Below are 18,495 nucleotides of genomic sequence, written 5' to 3'. Positions count from 1 at the left end.
ATAGTTATTTAAAGCCGCCGGCATGCCGGCGGCTATCTGCTAATATCCCGGGTTTTGTGTGATCTTTCCGTTCGAGGCAATAATTTCCTTTGATGGAATAGGCCATAGATTATGTGTTCCTGCAATAAAATTAGCACCCTTATTTTGAGGCTCGTTCAGGTTCTTAGTTTCATATGGGTCTTTGCTTTGTTGTGTATTGTATTTAACAAAACTTCCGTTCGGCCCTAAAATGCTGTTGATCACCGGTTGTCCGCTTTGATCTTTCCATCGCCTGATGTCATACAAACGATCTCCTTCCAGGGCCATTTCGAGCCTGCGCTCCAATCGCACAGCGTTGATGAGGTTCCAGCCGGTAAGTGTCATATCGGTAGTGAGGCCGACGCGGTTCCTAACCGCACGCATTGACTGTAAAGCCTGGGCCGACTGCTGCTGCATAGCGGCAGCTTCAGCATTCATCAGGTAAACGTCTGCCAGCCTCAGGTAAATATGATCTTTTGAAAAGCGGCCGTTCGGTGTTCTTTCACCGCGAGGTACATACACTTTTCGGTTGTACCTGGCAGATTTACATTGTGCAGGATTGGCATTGAATGAGGTATTGGCCGGATCGCCGGCAACCGGGAAGCCCTGGCGCATGATCGTCCAGTTTAACCTTACACTGTCTGCCTGAGATTTAAAGGCATTTTCAAGATCGCTGGTTGGCGTAAAATATCCCCATCCGCCTTCGGTCCCAGGCATGGAGGTTGTAGGAAAAATGTTGCCCAGGTTTGGATATTGGGTAGAATACTGGTACTGTATTTCAAAAATAGACTCAGGTCCGTTATGATTAGTTGTTTGCCATATATTACCAAAAAACGTTTCCAGGTTGTATTCACCAGAGCTGATGATCCGGCTGGTCAGATTTTGAGCTCCTGCCCAATCTTCGGTATACAAGTCGATTTTGGCCAGCAGTGCTTGCGCTGCTCCCTTTGATACGCGGAACTTATCTGTGGCGCTATACTGTGATTTATTCGGTAAAATGCCAATAGCACTATTAAGATCTTGTTTAATGAAATTGTACACATCGGCGGCGCTGGTCCTGCTGTAGGTATTTTCCTGAGGGCCCAGTGTCTTAGTGATCAGCGGAACCCCGCCCCAGTTTCTTACCAGCTCAAAATATTGGAAAGCCCGCAGAAACTTGATCTCAGCGATAAGCTTCAGTTTGGTAGCGTCATCAATCTGCGATTTCTGAATGCCTTCAATCGTAGCATTGAAAATATAAATGCTTTTGTAGATCTCGATCCAGTGTGCCTCAATACGATCATTTTCGGCATTTAATGTGTAATGCGCAGCCTGTACTGCCGTGCCTTGCCCACCGTTGATACCGATCCACTCATTGTCGGAGGCGGCCTCGCCGCCTACTTGCTTCCACCATTGCGTCTGCCACCAGTCGTCAAAGTCAATGTATTTGTAGCATGCAATCGTTGCGCCACTGGCTTCATCAACTGTATTATAGAAAGTATTGGCCTGTATAGCGTTACCATAAGGTTCCTGAGCCAGGAAAGTTTTTTTGCAAGCGCTCATGCCGGCAATAACCAGTACGAGCAATATATATTTCAAGTGTTTCATTGTTGTTTACTGCTAAGTCTTAAAAATTCGCGTTAAATCCGATATTGAAGAATTTGGGGATCGGGTTCTGTCCGTTGTCAATGCCATACCTCAGTACACCCGCAAATGGTACTTCAGGGTTTAATCCGTCATATTTCGTAATGGTGAAGAGGTTTTGAGCAGATACGTAAATCCGGACCTTGGCCCGGCCGCCCAAGGCTTTTTCAGGCACGGTGTAACCCAGTTGCAATAACTTATTGCGTACATAGGTGCCATTTTTGATAAAGAAACTGGAGTTTTTAGAGAAATTGCCGTTTGGATCACTCAAACTCAGCACAGGATAACTGTTTGTGCTGCCCGGACCGGTCCAAAATTTATTTTCTTTACCGCTGATGAAGTTATACCCGTAGATGGGGTTCATCCTTACCAGGTAATCATCAGCTACCTTATTGCCAAAGGACCCATAAAATTCCATACGGAAATCAAAACCATGGTAAGAAGCCTGAAGGTTTAAGCCCGATGATAATTTAGGATATGGATTTCCGATCGACGTCCGGTCATTTAAGTCAATGGTATTATCGCCGTTAACGTTCGCGTACATAAAATCGCCGGGCCTTGCATTAGGTTGCAATACAGCGCCGTTAGGGCTTTTATAATTCTGTACGTCCTGGGCTGTTTGGAAAACACCGAGTACCTTATAACCGTAATAGCCGCCTAAAATATCACCGGCGGCGGTTTTGGTCCTCCGGGTAGACTGAAACACGTCGTTGGATATTTCGTCATACAGGATCTGTCCCTTCAAGTCAACCGCTTTGGAAATGAAATGCTGTACTGTAAGACCGATACCGAAAGAAACATCACCGATTTTGTCTTTATAATTGATGGCTGCTTCCCAACCGCTGGTACGCATGGTACCCACGTTAGTATAAACTGTTGGGATATATCCCTGCGGATAGCCCAGCGAGGGTTGTACCGGGAGGTAAAGCAACATATCTTTAGGCGAGCGCCAGTATTTATCAGCAGTTATGGATAATTTATTATTGAAGAAGTCCGCATCAAAGCCGATGGTCACGTCCTGTGTTGTTTCCCATTTGATATTTGGGTCTGGTACATTAGAGGGAACATAGCCATAAACCCGGCTGTTTGCGCCATTGATATAATCTGATAAGCCCAGAGTACTTTCGTATGCGCCTGGCGAGCCTGGTAAATTGCCTCCCACACGGCCAAATGATCCGCGCAATTTGAGGTAGTTCAGCCATTTGATGTTCTTCATAAATGACTCGTTTGAAATCACATAAGCACCCGAAACGGTTGGAAAATAACCCCAGCGGTTGGCGGGTGATAACATCGATGAACCATCTGCCCGGAAAGAGCCGGCAATGAAATAGGTTTCATTAAAATCATAAGATACGCGGGCAAAGTAAGAGCTCATTTTACCGAAGGGGCCCGCGCCGGGTTGATGAGAGCCGGATCCGTCGGCAAGCGTTGCGCCGGCAGAAATGTAGTGATAAGGCTCCGCATCATAAGGAACATCCTGGCGGTACACGTAAGTGTTATTATATGTATAGTTATCGGCAGACTGGCCTATCAAAACATTGTAATGATGCTTGTTGATACTACCAATGTAATTGATCGTATTATCCAATTGCCAGCGGTAGTTGATCACCGAGTTTTGGGATGCGCCTGATATATCACTGCGATCTTGCGGATCGATGTAGTATTTAGGTTGGTAATTAGTCTGGTTTATCGAGTTATAAAAGCCGGAAATACTGCTTCTCAACGTCAGGCCTTTAATTGGTTTGATTTCAAGATAGGAGGAACCCTGTGTGCCGAATAATCGTGATTGGTTAAAATCACGGGCCATGGCAGCCAGGGGATTATTGATATTATTAAAATTGGAACGCGTAAACTGGCTGTAAACCGGGTTATAGGCAGTGAAGCTCCAGCTGGGATTGGTTGCTGCATAGGCGTTAACAGCCGTTTGCGTCTCGGCAGCAGACCTGGTTGCTGCTACGTTGGGTGCAATAGACATGATGTTGAACAGGCTGGTACCACCACCGTCACCATATCGCTCCATCCGCGGTGCAAGGCTGACACCAAATTTGAATACTTTTGAAATTTCGTAATCGATGTTAAACCTGGTGGTGATTTTTTGATAGTCAGCAGTACCACGCTGTGCGGCAAAGTTGCTGGTTTGATCAAAATACCCGGCGCTTCCATAAAAGGTGAGCCCGTTTTTTGATCCGGATGCGCTGACATTATAGTTATGTGTGTAAGCTTTTTTGGTTGCCTCATTCCACCAATCAGTATTAACACCTGTCACCGCTCCATTGGCCGGAAGGGTCTGGTTGTTATTGGCATAGATCTGGCGGTAATGGCTTACAAACTCGTCTGTCTGTGCAAGTTTCGGGTTTACCCAATAATTCATGCCCGAAGTTCCATTAAAATTGATCTGCGTTTTCTCTTTCCCTCTTTTTGTGGTAACCAACAAAACACCGGCTCCGCCACGGGAACCATAAATAGCAGTAGCTGCCGCATCTTTCAGCACGTCGATCTTATCAATATCTGACGGGTTGATGTCATTAAGGCCGCCGAATGAGGTGATCACGCCGTCAACAACAATGAGCGGATCGCTGGACCCTGTGATTGTGGAGAAGCCCCTGATCAGCAGCTTCGGTTGCGCGCCAGGATTGCCGCCCCCTGAAATACCTGCAGGCCGGGGACTTTACCTTGAATAGCATCTGCAACATTACTGGTGGTGGTTGGGGCAATGTCTTTAGTCCCGACAGAAGACACCGCTGTAGTTACGCTTTTGCGGGTAATGGTTTGGTATCCAATTACCACAGCCTCATTAAGCTGATTGTCGGCAGGGTTAAGTGTTACCTCATAAGTTTCTCGGTCATCCACCGGAACCTCTTTGGCTTGGAAACCAAGGTAAGAGAATACCAGTATGTCACCTTTGCTTGCTCTGATCTGGAACTGACCCGCTGCGTCGGTTACAGAACCGGTTTTTGTGCCCTTAAGCAAAATGCTTACGCCAATAAGCGTTTGATGCGTGTTATCTGTTACACGTCCTTTTACGGCTTTGGTTTGGGCGAAAACCAGGCTGCAAAGTGGTAACAATAACACTAATGTTAGTGTAAATTTTGTTCTCATAATTGGGTTATTTTGGGTTATTAAGGATGACAAATCTAATGGCAATCGGATCGTTGAGTATAGACGATATGATGTAATACATGGATAATATTCTGATTGTTATTGTATTTAGCCGTTTTGCTGCTTATTGGATAATAAAAACCTATGTCTTTTTTCTGCCATTTGGAGCCATATGGTGTTATTTTATTCTTTTAGTTAAAAAAACGGAAGGCGGGCATTCATGAGGTTGGTTGTTCTATATGGATAATTTTACTATTTAATTATAGGGTATGTCAGAGCCTTTCGAATGTGACATTGCTGATTAAAATGAATGCGTAGTGGCGCATTAAATTATAGGAAGGAGAAAATTGAAGGGAATGAAACAAATGTTAAATGATTTCGGTTGGTCCTGTTTGATAAAAAGCACAAAAGTTTGCCATAAATAGCCGAACCAGAGGTACTCATCAAGCTTGTTTCTTATAAAAGCCTGACCTTATTTTCGCAATGAACGTAAAGTGTTTTAGCGGTCCGGCGATAGTTATATAGTCCATGTTTTTAATTTTTTCATCTATATAGAATGCCCTGTTATTAAATATTTTTGTGAATATCAATGTTGACCGACTAACAATTACAGATTGAAATCAATGAATATCAAATCCTGTCCATATCCTAAAAAATGGGGTAGGGCAGTATTTTAAAAGATAATAATTTAATGGATTTATGAAATTCAGCCGTTCAGAAATTTTACTTTTAATGTCAGTATCCGGCATTGATAACGGCTGTGGCAAAACAGTATCTATTCGCCTTTTAACACAGCATGTCTGCATTCGCAAACATGCGTAACCCGCGATAGGATTTAAATAAATCAAATGAATACATATTCAGCAAGTTACAAAAAAGATGGTTTTGAAGGTCAGCGAGCGATCGTGATACCCAAAACTATATTACAGCGGTTTTGTGAGGGAAATGCGGCTATACAAGGAGCATTTATAACGGATATTGGATACTATCCCAAGGCAAAATTCCATCGCAGGGAGCGATATACAGGTGCGGGGCAAAATATCCTGATTTATTGCGTTGACGGAAAAGGGATGGTTAAGATAGGCACTCATACTTATGAGATCAAGCCCGGCGACTTTTTTGTTATTCCTCATGGTGTTAAGCATTTTTATGAAACAAATGAAACCAGCCCCTGGACAATTTACTGGTGCCACTTCAAAGGCCCGCAAGCGGATGCTATAACAGAGCAAATTTATGTAAGGGACCAGAGTTTCCGGTACAGCATCGAATTTGACGGTGATCGGATCGCCCTTTTTGACAAGCTTTACGTATTTTTAGAACAGGGTTACAGTACAGAAAATCTTACTTACGTCAATTTACTGCTGCTGCAGTATTTAAGTTCCTTTTTGTTTAGGGACAAATATTATAAAACGAATTTAAACACACACTCCCAGCCGCAGGACAGATCTATTTTATTCATGCAGAAGAATCTGGATAAGACCCTAAGTTTAGCTGAGCTCGCGGCCTCGGTAAACCTATCGGTGAGTCATTATTCTGCATTATTTAAGAAAACCACAGGATTTTCTCCTATTGATTATTTTAATCATCTTAAAATACAAAAAGCCTGTCAGTACTTGCAGTTCACGGAATTGAGGATACGTGAAATAGCTTTTCGCATTGGCATTGATGACCCTCTTTATTTTTCAAGATTGTTTAACAGAACTATGGGATACGGTCCCAAAGAATACCGTAAAAGCCGATCTCCTTCCATTAAATAAGTACGTTTACCCGCTTTGAGCTAAATGTTTAAAAAATTATGCTTTCTTAACAAACTCTGATTTTAATGCCATAGCGCCAAACCCATCAATTTTACAATCGATGTTATGATCGCTGTCAACCAAACGGATGTTTTTAACCTTGGTCCCGGCTTTTATACTTTGAGAGGAACCACGTACCGGCAGGTTCTTTATGGTAACAACAGTATCTCCGTTCTGGAGAATATTTCCATTGCTATCCTTCACCACAAACAGATCTGAACTTACAGGATTATCTTGCGGGTTCCATTCGTGGCCGCATTCCGGACATATGAGCAGGTTATCCATTTCATAAGCATAGGGAGATTTACATATTGGGCAGGGGGCAAGTTCACTCATCTTTTGTAGTATTTGATTTTCATCGGCAAAGATAAAATTTTAAAAGATTTGCATTCGGCCATGTAGTATACATTTTTTCAGGCAAAACAATTGAAATAAGGAATGTACCATTACACTTTATTACTACCTGTTTTTTGGAGATTAAACCTAATTCATTTTTAATGCTCCATAAAAGCTTTCTGAATTGAAAAGGTATATCCTGAAACAGAAACAACCACATAAACGGAGCAATGCTTTTTATGTGGTTCTTAAATCGGTTGAGCTAATGGGATGTAAATAGCCCGTGCTGATGAAAATTAGAAATACCGTGGAGGCAAAGTGCAGTTTTTAATTACGGACCATTGCCGATTCTTTAACAATCTGATATATACGCCTTCAGAAATCGAGCTTCGCCAACTTACGCGGCTTAAAAAAATGATTCAGAGGCCCGGATCCCTCGCCGGTTTTTACATTCTGCCCTTCTTTGATGGCTATGTTAACGTAAACCCCGGCCGAAGCAATGGCTTCGGTTATGGATTGCCCTCGTGCTATATAAGCTGCGATAGCTGAAGCCAGTGTGCAACCTGTTCCGTGTGTGTTTAAGGAGTTTATAAAAGGGTAAGCGAAAGTTTTTCTTACACCTTGCCGATCAGCATATAGGTTGTAGAGTTCAAGCCCATCTAAGTGGCCGCCTTTTACAAGAACGGCCTGGCTACCTAAATCTAACAATGCTTCTGCCGCGTTTATCATATCATCAACATTGCCGGCATGTTTGCCCGTTAGTTGAGTTGTTTCATTCAGGTTTGGCGTGAGCAGGGTTACCATTGGAAAAAGTAGCTCCTTCATTGCAAGCAATGCTTCGTTATCTGCCAGTTGTTTTCCGCTGCTTGAGCTGATAACTGGGTCGAGGATGATGGGTAGCGGTTCGTGTTTTTTAAAACATCGGCTACCGCCTGCACAGTTTCCGCATTTGGCAGCATCCCGATCTTCACTGCCAAAGGCCGGATATCGCTCATTACTGCGCTGATCTGATTTTGTACCATTGCCGGCGGCACAACGTGAATGTCTGATATGCCAAGGGTATTTTGCGCGGTAATGGCAGTAATAGCTGAGGTGCCGTAACAACCCAGGGCGGCAAAGGTCTTCAGGTCTGCCTGAATGCCCGCACCGCCGCCGCTATCGGAGCCGGCGATGGTTAATACCGAACAATACTGATAATACTGCATAATCACGTTTTAAAAATTAAAAGCGTTAATGCCCCCTTTTAAACTGAAGGCCGCTATCCCCGACAAAGACCTGGTTTGCTGAGCAGCTATTTTACTGCGTTGGCCGGTTTGGCAAATAAATACCAGCTTTTTACCGCTTGGAAAAATATTAGCGTGTTCTTGCAAATCATAAAGCGGGATATTTATTCCTCCTATATTTTCATCGTCAAATTCATAGGTTTCACGCACATCAACCAGGTAAATTTCGTCGGGTGTTTCCGTGTGCCATTTTTTGAAGGTGTCGGAGTCGATTTCATTGGCAACCCTATCACTCTCAACCGGCTGAGATGTGCTAACCGGGAGTGAAGGTGTTGCGGCAGAAATTTTGAAAACACTGACGCTGTTGTCAAGCGCATTCAGGGTTAATAGTTTGCCAGATAATAGCTCCCCAATACCGCAAATCAACTTAATGGCTTCGTTGGCCATATAAGTACCTATTATACCGGGTAACACACCAATAACACCAATTTCGGCACAGTTGGGTACTTCATTTTCTGGTGGCGCTTCTGGAAATAGGTCACGATAGCCGGGGCCGCCCTGATGATTAAACACCGATACCTGTCCCTCAAATTTAAATATCGATCCAAATACCAACGGTTTGTTGAGCGCCGTACAAGTATCATTCACCAGGTAGCGGGTGGTGAAGTTATCAGAGCCATCTATCACCACATCAAAATTGCTTATCAGTTGTTGCGCATTGGCAGCAATAATCCTTTCGGTATAAGCTATCACCTCCACAAAGGGGTTAAGCTGGTTTAGTTTTTGTTTGGCTATCAAAGCCTTTGGCTGGTCAATATCAGCGGGAGCATATAATATTTGCCGGTGCAGGTTGCTGATATCAACCATGTCATCATCCACAATACCAATGGTGCCCACACCGGCTGCAACCAGGTATTGCAAAACCGGGCAACCTAAGCCGCCGGCACCTATCATCAACACCCGGGCTGCTTTTAGTTTTTCTTGTCCGTGCAGGCCCAGCTCGGGCAATATCATTTGCCGGTTGTATCTTTTCAGTTCTTCACGTTCCAGCATATCCTTAGGTTAAACAGTTATCCCAATCTTTCCAAACCGCCTCGTAACCCTGTTGAGCAATGATCTCTGCAATTTCCGCAGGACTGCGCTCGTCGGAAATTTCGAACTGCTCCAGCGACTCAGGCTCTACCGCGTACCCGCCCGGATTGGTTTTTGAACCGGCGCTTATAGAGGTAATACCCAACTTGATGATATTATTACGAAAGTTAGCCGATTCGCGTGTAGATATCGAAAGTTCAACCTCTTCGTTAAACAAACGATAAGCGCAGATCAGTTGTACCAGTTCGCGGTCATTCATTTCCACCTTTGGCTCGAGGCCGCCGCTAAAAGGTCTCAACCTCGGGAACGAAAGGCTGTATTTAGTTTGCCAGTATTTTTTTCGAGGTAATTAAGGTGCATCGCGGTGAAAAAACAATCAGTGCGCCAGTCTTCCAAACCAATTAAAACGCCCAGTCCCATTTTATGGATCCCGGCCTGGCCCAACCTGTCGGGCGTTTCCACCCGGTATTTAAAGTTTGATTTTTTGCCTTTGGGGTGGTGCTTTTTGTAATCCTCTTTATGATAAGTTTCCTGGTATACCAGCACGGTGTTAAGGCCATAAGGCGTTAGCTGCTGATAGTCTTCCAGGTCCATCGGTTGCACCTCCATCGAGATATGGGCAAAATGAGGCCTGATCAATTCGAGCGCTTTTTTAAAATAATCAACATGCACATTCACGTTGTCCTCGCCGGTTACCAGTAAAACATGCTCGTAGCCCATCTCTTTAATAACGGCCACTTCCTGCATAATTTCCATTGGCGAAAGCGTTTTGCGTTTTACCTTGTTATCGTAACTAAAGCCGCAATAAGTACAGATATTACTGCATTCGTTGGATAGATAAAGCGGTACATACATCTGTAGCACCTTACCAAAACGTTTCAGGGTCAGGCGCTGACTGATCTGCGCCATTTGCTCCAGGTAGGGGGCTGCAGCCGGCGATACCAGGGCCTTAAAATCCTCCAAAGTTCGTTTATCGGCGGCCAGGGCGCGTTCAACATCCGCGCTGGTTTTAGCGTAGATACTGGCCTTGGTATCATCCCAGTTATAGGTTTCAAAAATGTCGTTAAAACTACTCATCTAAAAAGAAGTTAGTGGACTACTTGCCATAGCATGTGATACCGGTTGTGCCAGTTTTGCTTCAAAAGCCATCCGGCCGGCTTCAACGGCCAGTTTAAATGCTTCGGCCATTTGTACAGGATTGCTTGCTACCGCTATGGCTGTATTTACCAGTACGGCTTCGGCACCTATTTCAAGCGCTTTGGCTGCATCAGACGGAGCACCTATACCCGCATCAACAATAACGGGTACGCTACTTTGGCTGATGATGATCTCTAAAAAATCGATGGTTTTAAGCCCCTTATTACTACCTATCGGCGATCCTAAAGGCATCACGGCCGCAGTACCGGCTTCTTCAAGCCTTTTACATAATACGGGGTCGGCATGGATATAGGGCAATACTATAAAACCCAGTTTCGCCAGTTCTTCGGTAGCTTTTAGGGTTTCTATAGGGTCGGGCATCAGGTATTTAGGATCGGGATGGATCTCCAATTTTATCCAGTTGGTTTCCAGCGCCTCGCGGGCAAGCTGGGCGGCAAACACAGCCTCCTTAGCATTCCGCACACCCGAGGTATTAGGCAGCAGGTTAATATGCGGATATTTTAAACGCAGCAACAGATCGTCATTGTCGTTGTTTTTTACATCAACACGCTTCAGGGCTACGGTTACCAGTTCAGAGCCTGAGGCCAGCAAAGCCTCCTCCATCATGGCAGGCGAGTTAAATTTGCCGGTGCCTGTAAATAAGCGCGACTGAAATGTTTTATCAGCGATGGTTAACATAGTGTTGATTTTAAGCTTCGTTAAACGAAGGTTGATTTAAATGATGGTATAATTCCGAAACCACTTGCCTGGCGTTAGTGGCGTGGGTGATGGCGCCGGACAGCGCAACACCATATATGCCGCTTTGTATGATCAGCGGTATATCGGCCGGCAAAATGCCGCCGATAGCAATTACCGGGATACTCATATTTACAAGACGCATCTGATCCATAATATCCCGATAACCGTCCATCCCCAAAATAGGGCTCAGCTTTTGTTTGGTAGTTGTAAAACGGTAGGGGCCAAGGCCGATATAGTCGGCACCCTCGGCAACGCGCTGTTTTACATGCGCAAATGTATTGGCCGTACCACCTATGATCATATCAGGGCCAACAATCTGACGGGCCTGTTGTATGGGCATATCCTGTAAACCCAGGTGCAGCCCATGGGCACCCGCCTTTTTTGCAATTTCAGGATGGTCGTTCACTATTAATCTGGCGCCGTACCCGTCACAAAGTTTAACGGCCTCGATGGCATATTGCAGAATGATATCTTCCGGTTGATCTTTAACCCTTAGCTGTACCCATTTACAACCGGCATCCAAAGCGGCTTTGATAGCGCCGGCATGTGTGCCGTTTTGCGGCTGTTGAGAGATATAATGCAGTTTATCAATCATGGATTTAATTGTTCGGTTTGTTTTTTAATGCTTATAAAATTGGAAACAGCCTGCTTGGGATCTTGCCAGATAGCACCCAAAACTGCTGCCCCGTCAAAATTCATTTTTTTAGCAGGTTTAGATTGGATGCATCCACGCCGCCAAGCGCTATTACTTTTGGTCCGGGCTTATTACTGTCTAAACAAAAACCGGCAGGCAGCATGCTTTGATAACCTGGCTTGGATATGCTATTAAACACCGGGCTTAAAAACGCGTATTCAAAATGATTTAGTGAAGATGTGGCGCTGACATCATGTATCGAAGTACTCAACCGGTAGCCCTCTTTAAGCTGAATGTTTAACTTCAGCTGGTCGCTTTTGATACGATTCTTTTCGGGATAATGTAAATAGTGCATCTCAAAAACTTTGGCCAGCCTATGATGCTGATGACAAACTATAGCATGATGATAGGCCTGGTCAATCTGAGTAATCAGATTGGTACATTGATCGAGATCCCAATCTGGTTTGCGCAGGTGGAAACGCTGTAAACCGGCCCCGAACAAGCGGTTGATTATTTGTGCTTCATCCGTCACAGTATCCGGGGCCGATATCACGATCAATTCCATTACAAGTATATTTCGCTGCCTTTTTCGGCAAACTCCTTCGATTTTTGTTCCATGCCCCTGGTTAGCGCGTCGGCTTCTTCAACACCATTCTCTTTGGCAAAGTCGCGCACATCCTGGGTTATTTTCATCGAGCAGAAGTTTGGCCCGCACATCGAGCAAAAGTGCGCGATCTTGGCTCCTTCGGCAGGCAGGGTTTCATCATGAAATTCTTTAGCCGTATCCGGATCTAACGACAGGTTAAACTGATCTTCCCACCTGAATTCGAACCGCGCTTTGCTCAGCGCATTGTCGCGATACTGCGCACCGGGATGACCTTTGGCTAAATCGGCAGCGTGGGCAGCAATTTTGTACGTGATCACGCCATCTTTAACATCTTTTTTATTGGGTAAACCCAGGTGTTCTTTAGGGGTTACATAGCACAGCATAGCCGTGCCGAACCAACCGATCATGGCAGCGCCAATGGCCGAAGTAATGTGATCATAACCCGGAGCGATATCGGTAGTTAATGGCCCTAAAGTGTAAAAAGGCGCTTCAGAACAATGCTTTAATTGCTTCTCCATGTTCTCTTTGATGAGGTGCATGGGTACGTGGCCGGGGCCTTCAATAATGGTTTGCACATCGTGCTTCCAGGCTATTTTAGTCAGTTCGCCCAGGGTTTCCAGCTCGCCAAACTGCGCGGCGTCGTTGGCATCGGCAATACAGCCGGGGCGCAAGCCATCGCCCAGCGAAAAGGCGACATCATACGCTTTCATGATCTCGCAGATCTCTTCAAAGTGCGTGTAAAGGAAATTCTCTTTATGATGGGCCAGGCACCATTTGGCCATGATTGAACCACCGCGCGATACAATGCCGGTAATACGTTTGGCCGTTAAAGGCACATAGCGCAATAACACGCCCGCATGGATAGTGAAATAATCAACACCCTGCTCTGCCTGTTCTATCAGCGTATCCCGAAACAGTTCCCAGGTAAGGTCTTCGGCTTTGCCGTTCACTTTTTCCAGCGTCTGGTAAATAGGCACAGTACCTATAGGTACAGGTGTGTTGCGGATGATCCATTCGCGGGTTTCGTGAATGTTTTTACCGGTCGACAGGTCCATAATGGTATCGGCGCCCCAGCGGCATGCCCAAACGGCTTTTTCTACTTCTTCTTCAATACTCGAGGTAACTGCCGAGTTGCCGATGTTGGCATTGATCTTAACCAAAAAATTACGGCCAATGATCATCGGTTCACTTTCGGGGTGATTGATATTTGATGGGATAACAGCCCGACCGGCGGCTACCTCTTGTCGTACAAATTCGGGCGTAATGTAACCTTTAGGTGTGTTGGCACCAAAGCTATGGCCCTGATGCTGTTGGCTCATTACATCGTATTGCCCGTTCAACTGTTGTTTCAGCAGATCGATGCGTTGGTTTTCGCGTATGGCAATATATTCCATTTCAGGCGTGATAATGCCCTTTTTGGCGTAATGCAGTTGCGATACATTCATGCCTGCTTTGGCGCGGAAAGGTTTACTTTGGTAGCCAAAACGTAAATGATCAAGCTCTTTACTGTTTAAACGTTCGCGGCCATATGCTGATGATATACTATCCAGCAGCTCGACATCACCACGCGAAGTGATCCATTTTTCGCGCAGGCGGGGTAAACCTTTTTTAACATCGATGGCTATGTTTGGATCGGTATAAGGGCCGCTGGTATCGTAAACAGTTACCGGGGCGTTGGGCTCGGTTTCGCCAAAACGGCCATGTAGTTTGGTGTCGTTCAGGCTTATTTCGCGCATGGCCACGTCAATGTCGTGCAATTGTCCTTTAACGTAAATCTTACGCGACGCCGGAAACGGTGTTTGCGTGATGGCTTGTGCTGTAGGTGTTTTTTCTGTTTTCATAAAAGGCTATTGGGTGTTTATCCTCCCTGGGTGGCTTTAATAATGATGATTTTATCGCCCCGATTGAGCTTGTGGTTTTCCCATTGGGTTTTGGGAACAATAGCTTCGTTGATGGCAATGGCCAGCCCCCGGTCGGGGTGCTGCAAGACATCAGCGAGCAAAGCCCGCACATTGCAGTTATCAGGCACAATAAAATTTTGTTGATTAACGGTTACTTCCATTACGTTGCATTAAAATTTCAACTGTAGGAATGTCCCCGTATTAGGAAAGAAAAAACAACACCAATAGTGTCGTCGTCACTTTTCCCTTCGCCAGCATTACCCGGATCAGGTTCAAAGGGTATTATCTCAGTCCGTCAGGACACCCCTAAAGTTGCAGTAAAGCTAACGGAATAAAATTGATTAATCCAAATCAATTTTATGTTAAGACTGTCTGCTTACTACTTACGGTAGTTTGTTTTAACGTGTAAGTGTATTGAAGATCAAGTGATTGAATTGTGTTAATACTGGCGAAAATAATTTGAAAGCACCAGGCAAATTATCGTCAGCTTAACCCAAAATCCATAAAATAATAAACTACTCTCAACCTGATGTCAAATAATTGTTAATCGGCAAAATCGGGCCGGTCAATAAAAATAAGTGTCTTATCTTAGCTGCAACTGAAGTATGAACACATTAGTTGATTTAGTACAAACCTATGGGCTCTGGCTGGTATTTTTGATCACTCTTTTACAGAGTGTTGGATTACCGTTGCCTGCATTTGCAGTATTGATTGTAACTACCGCTGTAACACCTGCAACCGAAGCTAATATCATCATACTCATTTTAACCGGATCACTGGGTACCTTAGCAGGCGACCTCATATTATATTTTGCCGGGAAGAGATATGGAACGGGAATCCTCGGGAAATTATGTAAAATTTCTATGTCACCGGATACCTGTGTTCGCAGCACCGGCGATATTTTTGAACGCTACGGCGCCCCTGCTTTGACTATTGTTAAATTTATTCCGGGGTTGTCAACACTGGCACCTGTTGTTGCCGGGGTTTATGCAATGCGGGTGACATTATTTGTGTTTTTTTCATCCATCGCAGCACTTATCTATCTCGGCGCGGCAGTGACGTTGGGTGCAGTTTTTCGGCACCAGGTTGATGGTTTGATCTCCGCATTAAGTCATTATGGCACGATGGGCGGTTTATTTGTCGTCGTTCTGTTCGGTTTATACCTTTTGTTCAAATGGCTTCGGCGGTATCGCCTTATCAGGCAGTTTGAAACGGATAGGTTAACCGTGAACGATTTGATAGAGCTGATTGACGGAGAATCGAACCCTGTAATACTTGATGCGCGTCCGATGGATCAGCGCACAAGAAATGGATTTATACCGGGCTCAGTCCCCATAGACGAAAACAGTTTTAATGATATTGCCGACCGATATGCCGGGCATAAGGAGATTGTTATTTACTGTTCGTGCCCAAATGAAATAACCGCTGCAAGATATGCAGAGAAATTGCGTAAAGTTGGCCTGAAGCGCATCCGGCCTTTAGTAGGAGGGATTGATGCATGGGCCGAATCAGGCCAGCAGGTTACATTTCTTTAAAGCCTTTTCAAAATCAACTGTTTAATGTAGAGACGCATTACATGCGTCTTCCGCATACAGATTCCTGATGTTCATGAACTGCAAAGCAGCCTGGCCTATAGGAGACGCATGTGATGCGTCTCTACATAAAAGCAATATCAGCGCTTGTTGCAAACGAGCGCAAGATTAAAGCAATAAGCCCTCCCTAAATCTCCCCCGGAAGGGGAGACTTTTTTGATCTAAATTTTTTTAAGCCCTCCCTTCCGGGGAGGGTTTGGGTGGGGTTTTTACCCGTTCCATACACGCTGCATTTCATCGGTGGCACCATTGTCGCGCTTGGCCGTTTTGAAGGTTTTGCCGAAACGATAGGTGAACGCAAGCACCACCACGCGGCTATCACGCTTAATCTTAAAATACTCGGTGGCGTTAGGGAACTGCGTTAAGCCTTCCATGGCGTTGGTATAGAATATATCGCGCATGCTCAACTTCAGGGTGGCCTTCTTTTTAAGTACCGACATGCCCAGCCCTGCCGATAGTTGCCCGGTAGGGTATAGCCGTTCCTGCACATCGTTGCGGGCGCGGGTGGTGTAAAAGCCCGATAGCTCGCCTGTAAAACGTTTGCCCATGGTAAACTGGTTGCTGGCGTTGAGGTTAAGCTGGTTAATATCTGAGGTGTAATGATTGCCGTTAAAGCCGCTCAGCTTTTTGTAATTGTACAGTGCCTGTGCGGTTAGCGTCCACCAGTTGGTGGGGGAGGCCGTGACAGCTTCGGATACGCCGATGATATACGTGCGCCCCACGTTGCCCTGTGTATACAGCAAGATGCCCGCAAGGGTAGGGTCGCTCAAAAAGATCTGCGAAAAGTAGTTGTTGATATTATTGTAAGATAGGGTGGTGGTGAGCAGGTTTTTGTATTGATGGCTCAGCTCCAGGTTCCAGCTGTATTGCGGCAAAATGTAGGGGTTGCCGGTTTGATAGGTGTACTTGTTAATGATAAAATAGAAGGGATTAAGCGTTTGGTAAACCGGGCGATCAATGCGGCGGCTTACTGTTAAAGTAAAGCTATTGGCAGTATCAGCCTGGTAACTGAAATAGCCGCTGGGAAAAAAGCTGCCGTAGTTGCGCGAAAAGGCCGAATCTTTTTGCAGCACATTACCCAGTTGATGGGCGTGATAATCGGTATGCTCATAACGCAAACCTAACTGGTAGGAAATGTCCTTATGCTTGCGTTCCCATTGCGTGTATATGGCGTGGATATTCTCACTATAAAGGAAATGGTTACTGCGGGTCAGGTCGTCAGTCCATTGGCCCGCATTGAGGTTTTGATAACCGGCAGAATTATCGGTACTGCTGTGTGCCGATTTCCAGCCCGCCTGAAATTGGCCATCGCTGTCGGTTTTAAGCGTATAGTCGGCTTTGCCCGAGAGTATGTTGATGCCGGTGGGGATGTTGGCGCGTGTAGACTCGTTATAACCGCCGGTGGTTTGCAGGCGGTTGTTAAAATTCTGATCGCTGGTAATGTTGTAGTGCAGCCAGTCGGCATCAGCGCTGATGTCCTGGGTTTTGCTGATGGCATGGCGGAGGCTCAGGCTCACCTGGCCGTTTTTAAACCGGCTGTTGTTGGCGTTATCGGTAGCGATGACCGAATCTGCCGCGCCACTGGAGTTGAGCCAGCGCGCCGAAGCCGTATTGTTACCCTCGCGGTGGATCATGGTTCCGCCAAGCACAATGCCAACCGTTGTTTTAGGCGAAACTTCATAGTCCAACCCCGCTTTGGCCGTATTGTTCAGCAGTGTGCCGGTGAAGTGTGATGGCTGGTCCAGCGTTGCGGTGGTCGCTCCGTCGGCGCCGGTGTATTTACGCAGCGCGTACAGGTTGGTAAGATACTTCTGCCGGCTGATATTGTAATTAAAGAAAGTGCTGACCCGCCCGGCGCGGTAATTGAGCGTGAGCGTGTTATTGGTTTTGAAGTAAACACCCTGCGCCGCCGTGACCGTAACGGACCCGTTGAAACCCTTTTGCCGGTTCTTTTTGGTTTTAATGTTGATGATCCCCGCATTGCCGCTGGCATCATACCTGGCCGTAGGATTGGCAATCAGTTCAATCTGCGCTACCTGGGTGGAGCTCATGCTGCTGAGCAGGTTGTTGAGGTCGGCGCCGGAGAGGTAGGTTGGTTTGCCGTCTATCATCACCAGCACCCCGGGCTTGCCTTGTAAAGAAATGCCGCCATTACGGTCGACCATTACCCCCGGCGATTTCTCCAATACCTCCAGTACCGTGGCGCCCACATTGGTTACCGAGGCATCAACGTTTACGATCACCTTTCCCTGCTTCACTTCTACCGGCGGCGTTTTGGCGGTGATGTTCACCTCTTTTAGTACAGTACTCAGGGCTTGTATGCGGATGGTATCCTGCTTGATATTCTCCGCAATGGTATAGCTGCGGGTGGTTCGGGGCTGATAACCCATATAAGTTACCGAGAAGCTGAATGCTCCCTGCGTAATGTTCTGAAACCTGGCCTGGCCGCGGGCGTTAGTTACGATCATACTGACCTGCTTATTAGCCTGGATCAGTTTAATGGTGGCGCCATCGGCGGGCTGGGCATTTTCTTTAACAACTATCAGCGTAAACTGCTGCGCAAAGCCGCCCAGGGGTAACAGGGCCAGTAGAAAGAGTAAAAGTGTACGGGTCATTCAGTCAATTCAAATAATCCCGTAAGATAATCAGGCTGAGGTAGATGTTTGCAATTTAAGGTG

13 protein-coding genes, 2 pseudogenes and 1 riboswitch are annotated in these 18,495 nt (G+C 45.8%); of the genes and pseudogenes, 2 read left to right on the top strand and 13 right to left on the bottom strand.

Features of this window, described 5'->3' with window-relative positions:
• Nucleotides 1–39 precede the first annotated feature (39 nt).
• From ACQ86K_RS15325 to ACQ86K_RS15315, 3 genes are read right to left on the bottom strand one after another with little or no spacing between them, the layout of a single operon-like run.
• On the bottom strand, nt 40–1,605 hold the full coding sequence (locus ACQ86K_RS15325; RefSeq protein WP_431200675.1) for a RagB/SusD family nutrient uptake outer membrane protein: 1,566 nt from the start codon (nt 1,603–1,605) through the stop codon (nt 40–42).
• Nucleotides 1,606–1,624: 19 nt separating this feature from the next.
• Complete coding sequence (locus ACQ86K_RS15320; RefSeq protein WP_431200864.1) at nt 1,625–4,249, bottom strand: SusC/RagA family TonB-linked outer membrane protein; 2,625 nt, start codon at nt 4,247–4,249, stop codon at nt 1,625–1,627.
• Nucleotides 4,249–4,740, bottom strand: a complete 492-nt coding sequence (locus ACQ86K_RS15315; protein ID WP_431200674.1) for a carboxypeptidase-like regulatory domain-containing protein — start codon at nt 4,738–4,740, stop codon at nt 4,249–4,251. The genes ACQ86K_RS15320 and ACQ86K_RS15315 overlap by 1 nt, the downstream gene beginning before the upstream one ends.
• An 848-nt stretch (nt 4,741–5,588) precedes the next feature.
• Between ACQ86K_RS15315 and ACQ86K_RS15310 the strand changes: the two genes are divergently transcribed.
• Nucleotides 5,589–6,497, top strand: coding sequence for an AraC family transcriptional regulator (locus ACQ86K_RS15310; protein ID WP_090527495.1), 909 nt, complete (start codon nt 5,589–5,591; stop codon nt 6,495–6,497).
• A gap of 36 nt (nt 6,498–6,533) precedes the next feature.
• Here the strand turns inward: ACQ86K_RS15310 and ACQ86K_RS15305 are convergent, their stop codons facing one another.
• From ACQ86K_RS15305 to thiS, 9 genes and pseudogenes are all read right to left on the bottom strand, one after another.
• The gene (locus ACQ86K_RS15305) at nt 6,534–6,872 is read right to left on the bottom strand and encodes a zinc ribbon domain-containing protein YjdM (RefSeq protein ID WP_090527498.1); all 339 of its coding nucleotides are present in this window, start codon (nt 6,870–6,872) and stop codon (nt 6,534–6,536) included.
• 375 nt (nt 6,873–7,247) lie between these two features.
• Nucleotides 7,248–8,077: pseudogene (thiD, locus tag ACQ86K_RS15300) on the bottom strand (bifunctional hydroxymethylpyrimidine kinase/phosphomethylpyrimidine kinase).
• Between the two features lie 9 nt (nt 8,078–8,086).
• Entirely contained in the window at nt 8,087–9,148 is a 1,062-nt protein-coding gene (gene moeB / locus ACQ86K_RS15295; protein ID WP_091164003.1) for a HesA/MoeB/ThiF family protein, read from the bottom strand.
• A 4-nt stretch (nt 9,149–9,152) separates the two neighbouring features.
• Nucleotides 9,153–10,264, bottom strand: a pseudogene (thiH, locus tag ACQ86K_RS15290) (2-iminoacetate synthase ThiH).
• Nucleotides 10,265–11,023, bottom strand: coding sequence for a thiazole synthase (locus ACQ86K_RS15285; protein ID WP_431200673.1), 759 nt, complete (start codon nt 11,021–11,023; stop codon nt 10,265–10,267). It abuts the pseudogene before it with no gap.
• A gap of 10 nt (nt 11,024–11,033) precedes the next feature.
• Nucleotides 11,034–11,678: a thiamine phosphate synthase gene (locus tag ACQ86K_RS15280; RefSeq protein WP_091164009.1), complete on the bottom strand. Its 645-nt coding sequence runs from the start codon at nt 11,676–11,678 to the stop codon at nt 11,034–11,036.
• A gap of 100 nt (nt 11,679–11,778) precedes the next feature.
• Nucleotides 11,779–12,282: a thiamine phosphate synthase gene (locus ACQ86K_RS15275; RefSeq protein ID WP_431200672.1), complete on the bottom strand. Its 504-nt coding sequence runs from the start codon at nt 12,280–12,282 to the stop codon at nt 11,779–11,781.
• The gene (gene thiC, locus ACQ86K_RS15270; RefSeq protein WP_091164013.1) at nt 12,282–14,165 is read right to left on the bottom strand and encodes a phosphomethylpyrimidine synthase ThiC; all 1,884 of its coding nucleotides are present in this window, start codon (nt 14,163–14,165) and stop codon (nt 12,282–12,284) included. The genes ACQ86K_RS15275 and thiC overlap by 1 nt, the downstream gene beginning before the upstream one ends.
• Before the next feature lie 17 nt (nt 14,166–14,182).
• On the bottom strand, nt 14,183–14,386 hold the full coding sequence (gene thiS / locus ACQ86K_RS15265; protein WP_090527528.1) for a sulfur carrier protein ThiS: 204 nt from the start codon (nt 14,384–14,386) through the stop codon (nt 14,183–14,185).
• 65 nt (nt 14,387–14,451) lie between these two features.
• A riboswitch (TPP riboswitch) is annotated at nt 14,452–14,543 on the bottom strand.
• 287 nt (nt 14,544–14,830) lie between these two features.
• Here thiS and ACQ86K_RS15260 point away from each other — a divergent pair.
• Complete coding sequence (locus ACQ86K_RS15260) at nt 14,831–15,760, top strand: DedA family protein/thiosulfate sulfurtransferase GlpE (protein ID WP_091164015.1); 930 nt, start codon at nt 14,831–14,833, stop codon at nt 15,758–15,760.
• A 266-nt stretch (nt 15,761–16,026) separates the two neighbouring features.
• Here ACQ86K_RS15260 and ACQ86K_RS15255 read toward each other — a convergent pair whose 3' ends face one another.
• Complete coding sequence (locus ACQ86K_RS15255; RefSeq protein ID WP_091164018.1) at nt 16,027–18,432, bottom strand: outer membrane beta-barrel protein; 2,406 nt, start codon at nt 18,430–18,432, stop codon at nt 16,027–16,029.
• Between the last annotated feature and the right edge of the window lie 63 nt (nt 18,433–18,495).

This window comes from Mucilaginibacter sp. P19 (genome assembly GCF_050632265.1).
Classification (GTDB): Bacteria; Bacteroidota; Bacteroidia; order Sphingobacteriales; family Sphingobacteriaceae; genus Mucilaginibacter; species Mucilaginibacter gossypii.
This window is presented reverse-complemented; position numbering and strand designations above follow the sequence as displayed.

What these genes read in the sequence shown, in the direction of transcription:
- ACQ86K_RS15255 (WP_091164018.1), bottom strand. Translation starts at nt 18,432, where the DNA reads ATGACCCGTACACTTTTACTCTTTCTACTGGCCCTGTTACCCCTGGGC.
- moeB (WP_091164003.1), bottom strand. Translation starts at nt 9,148, where the DNA reads ATGCTGGAACGTGAAGAACTGAAAAGATACAACCGGCAAATGATATTG.
- ACQ86K_RS15280 (WP_091164009.1), bottom strand. Translation starts at nt 11,678, where the DNA reads ATGATTGATAAACTGCATTATATCTCTCAACAGCCGCAAAACGGCACA.
- ACQ86K_RS15315 (WP_431200674.1), bottom strand. Translation starts at nt 4,740, where the DNA reads ATGAGAACAAAATTTACACTAACATTAGTGTTATTGTTACCACTTTGC.
- thiS (WP_090527528.1), bottom strand. Translation starts at nt 14,386, where the DNA reads ATGGAAGTAACCGTTAATCAACAAAATTTTATTGTGCCTGATAACTGC.
- ACQ86K_RS15305 (WP_090527498.1), bottom strand. Translation starts at nt 6,872, where the DNA reads ATGAGTGAACTTGCCCCCTGCCCAATATGTAAATCTCCCTATGCTTAT.
- thiC (WP_091164013.1), bottom strand. Translation starts at nt 14,165, where the DNA reads ATGAAAACAGAAAAAACACCTACAGCACAAGCCATCACGCAAACACCG.
- ACQ86K_RS15325 (WP_431200675.1), bottom strand. Translation starts at nt 1,605, where the DNA reads ATGAAACACTTGAAATATATATTGCTCGTACTGGTTATTGCCGGCATG.
- ACQ86K_RS15275 (WP_431200672.1), bottom strand. Translation starts at nt 12,282, where the DNA reads ATGGAATTGATCGTGATATCGGCCCCGGATACTGTGACGGATGAAGCA.
- ACQ86K_RS15310 (WP_090527495.1), top strand. Translation starts at nt 5,589, where the DNA reads ATGAATACATATTCAGCAAGTTACAAAAAAGATGGTTTTGAAGGTCAG.
- ACQ86K_RS15285 (WP_431200673.1), bottom strand. Translation starts at nt 11,023, where the DNA reads ATGTTAACCATCGCTGATAAAACATTTCAGTCGCGCTTATTTACAGGC.
- ACQ86K_RS15260 (WP_091164015.1), top strand. Translation starts at nt 14,831, where the DNA reads ATGAACACATTAGTTGATTTAGTACAAACCTATGGGCTCTGGCTGGTA.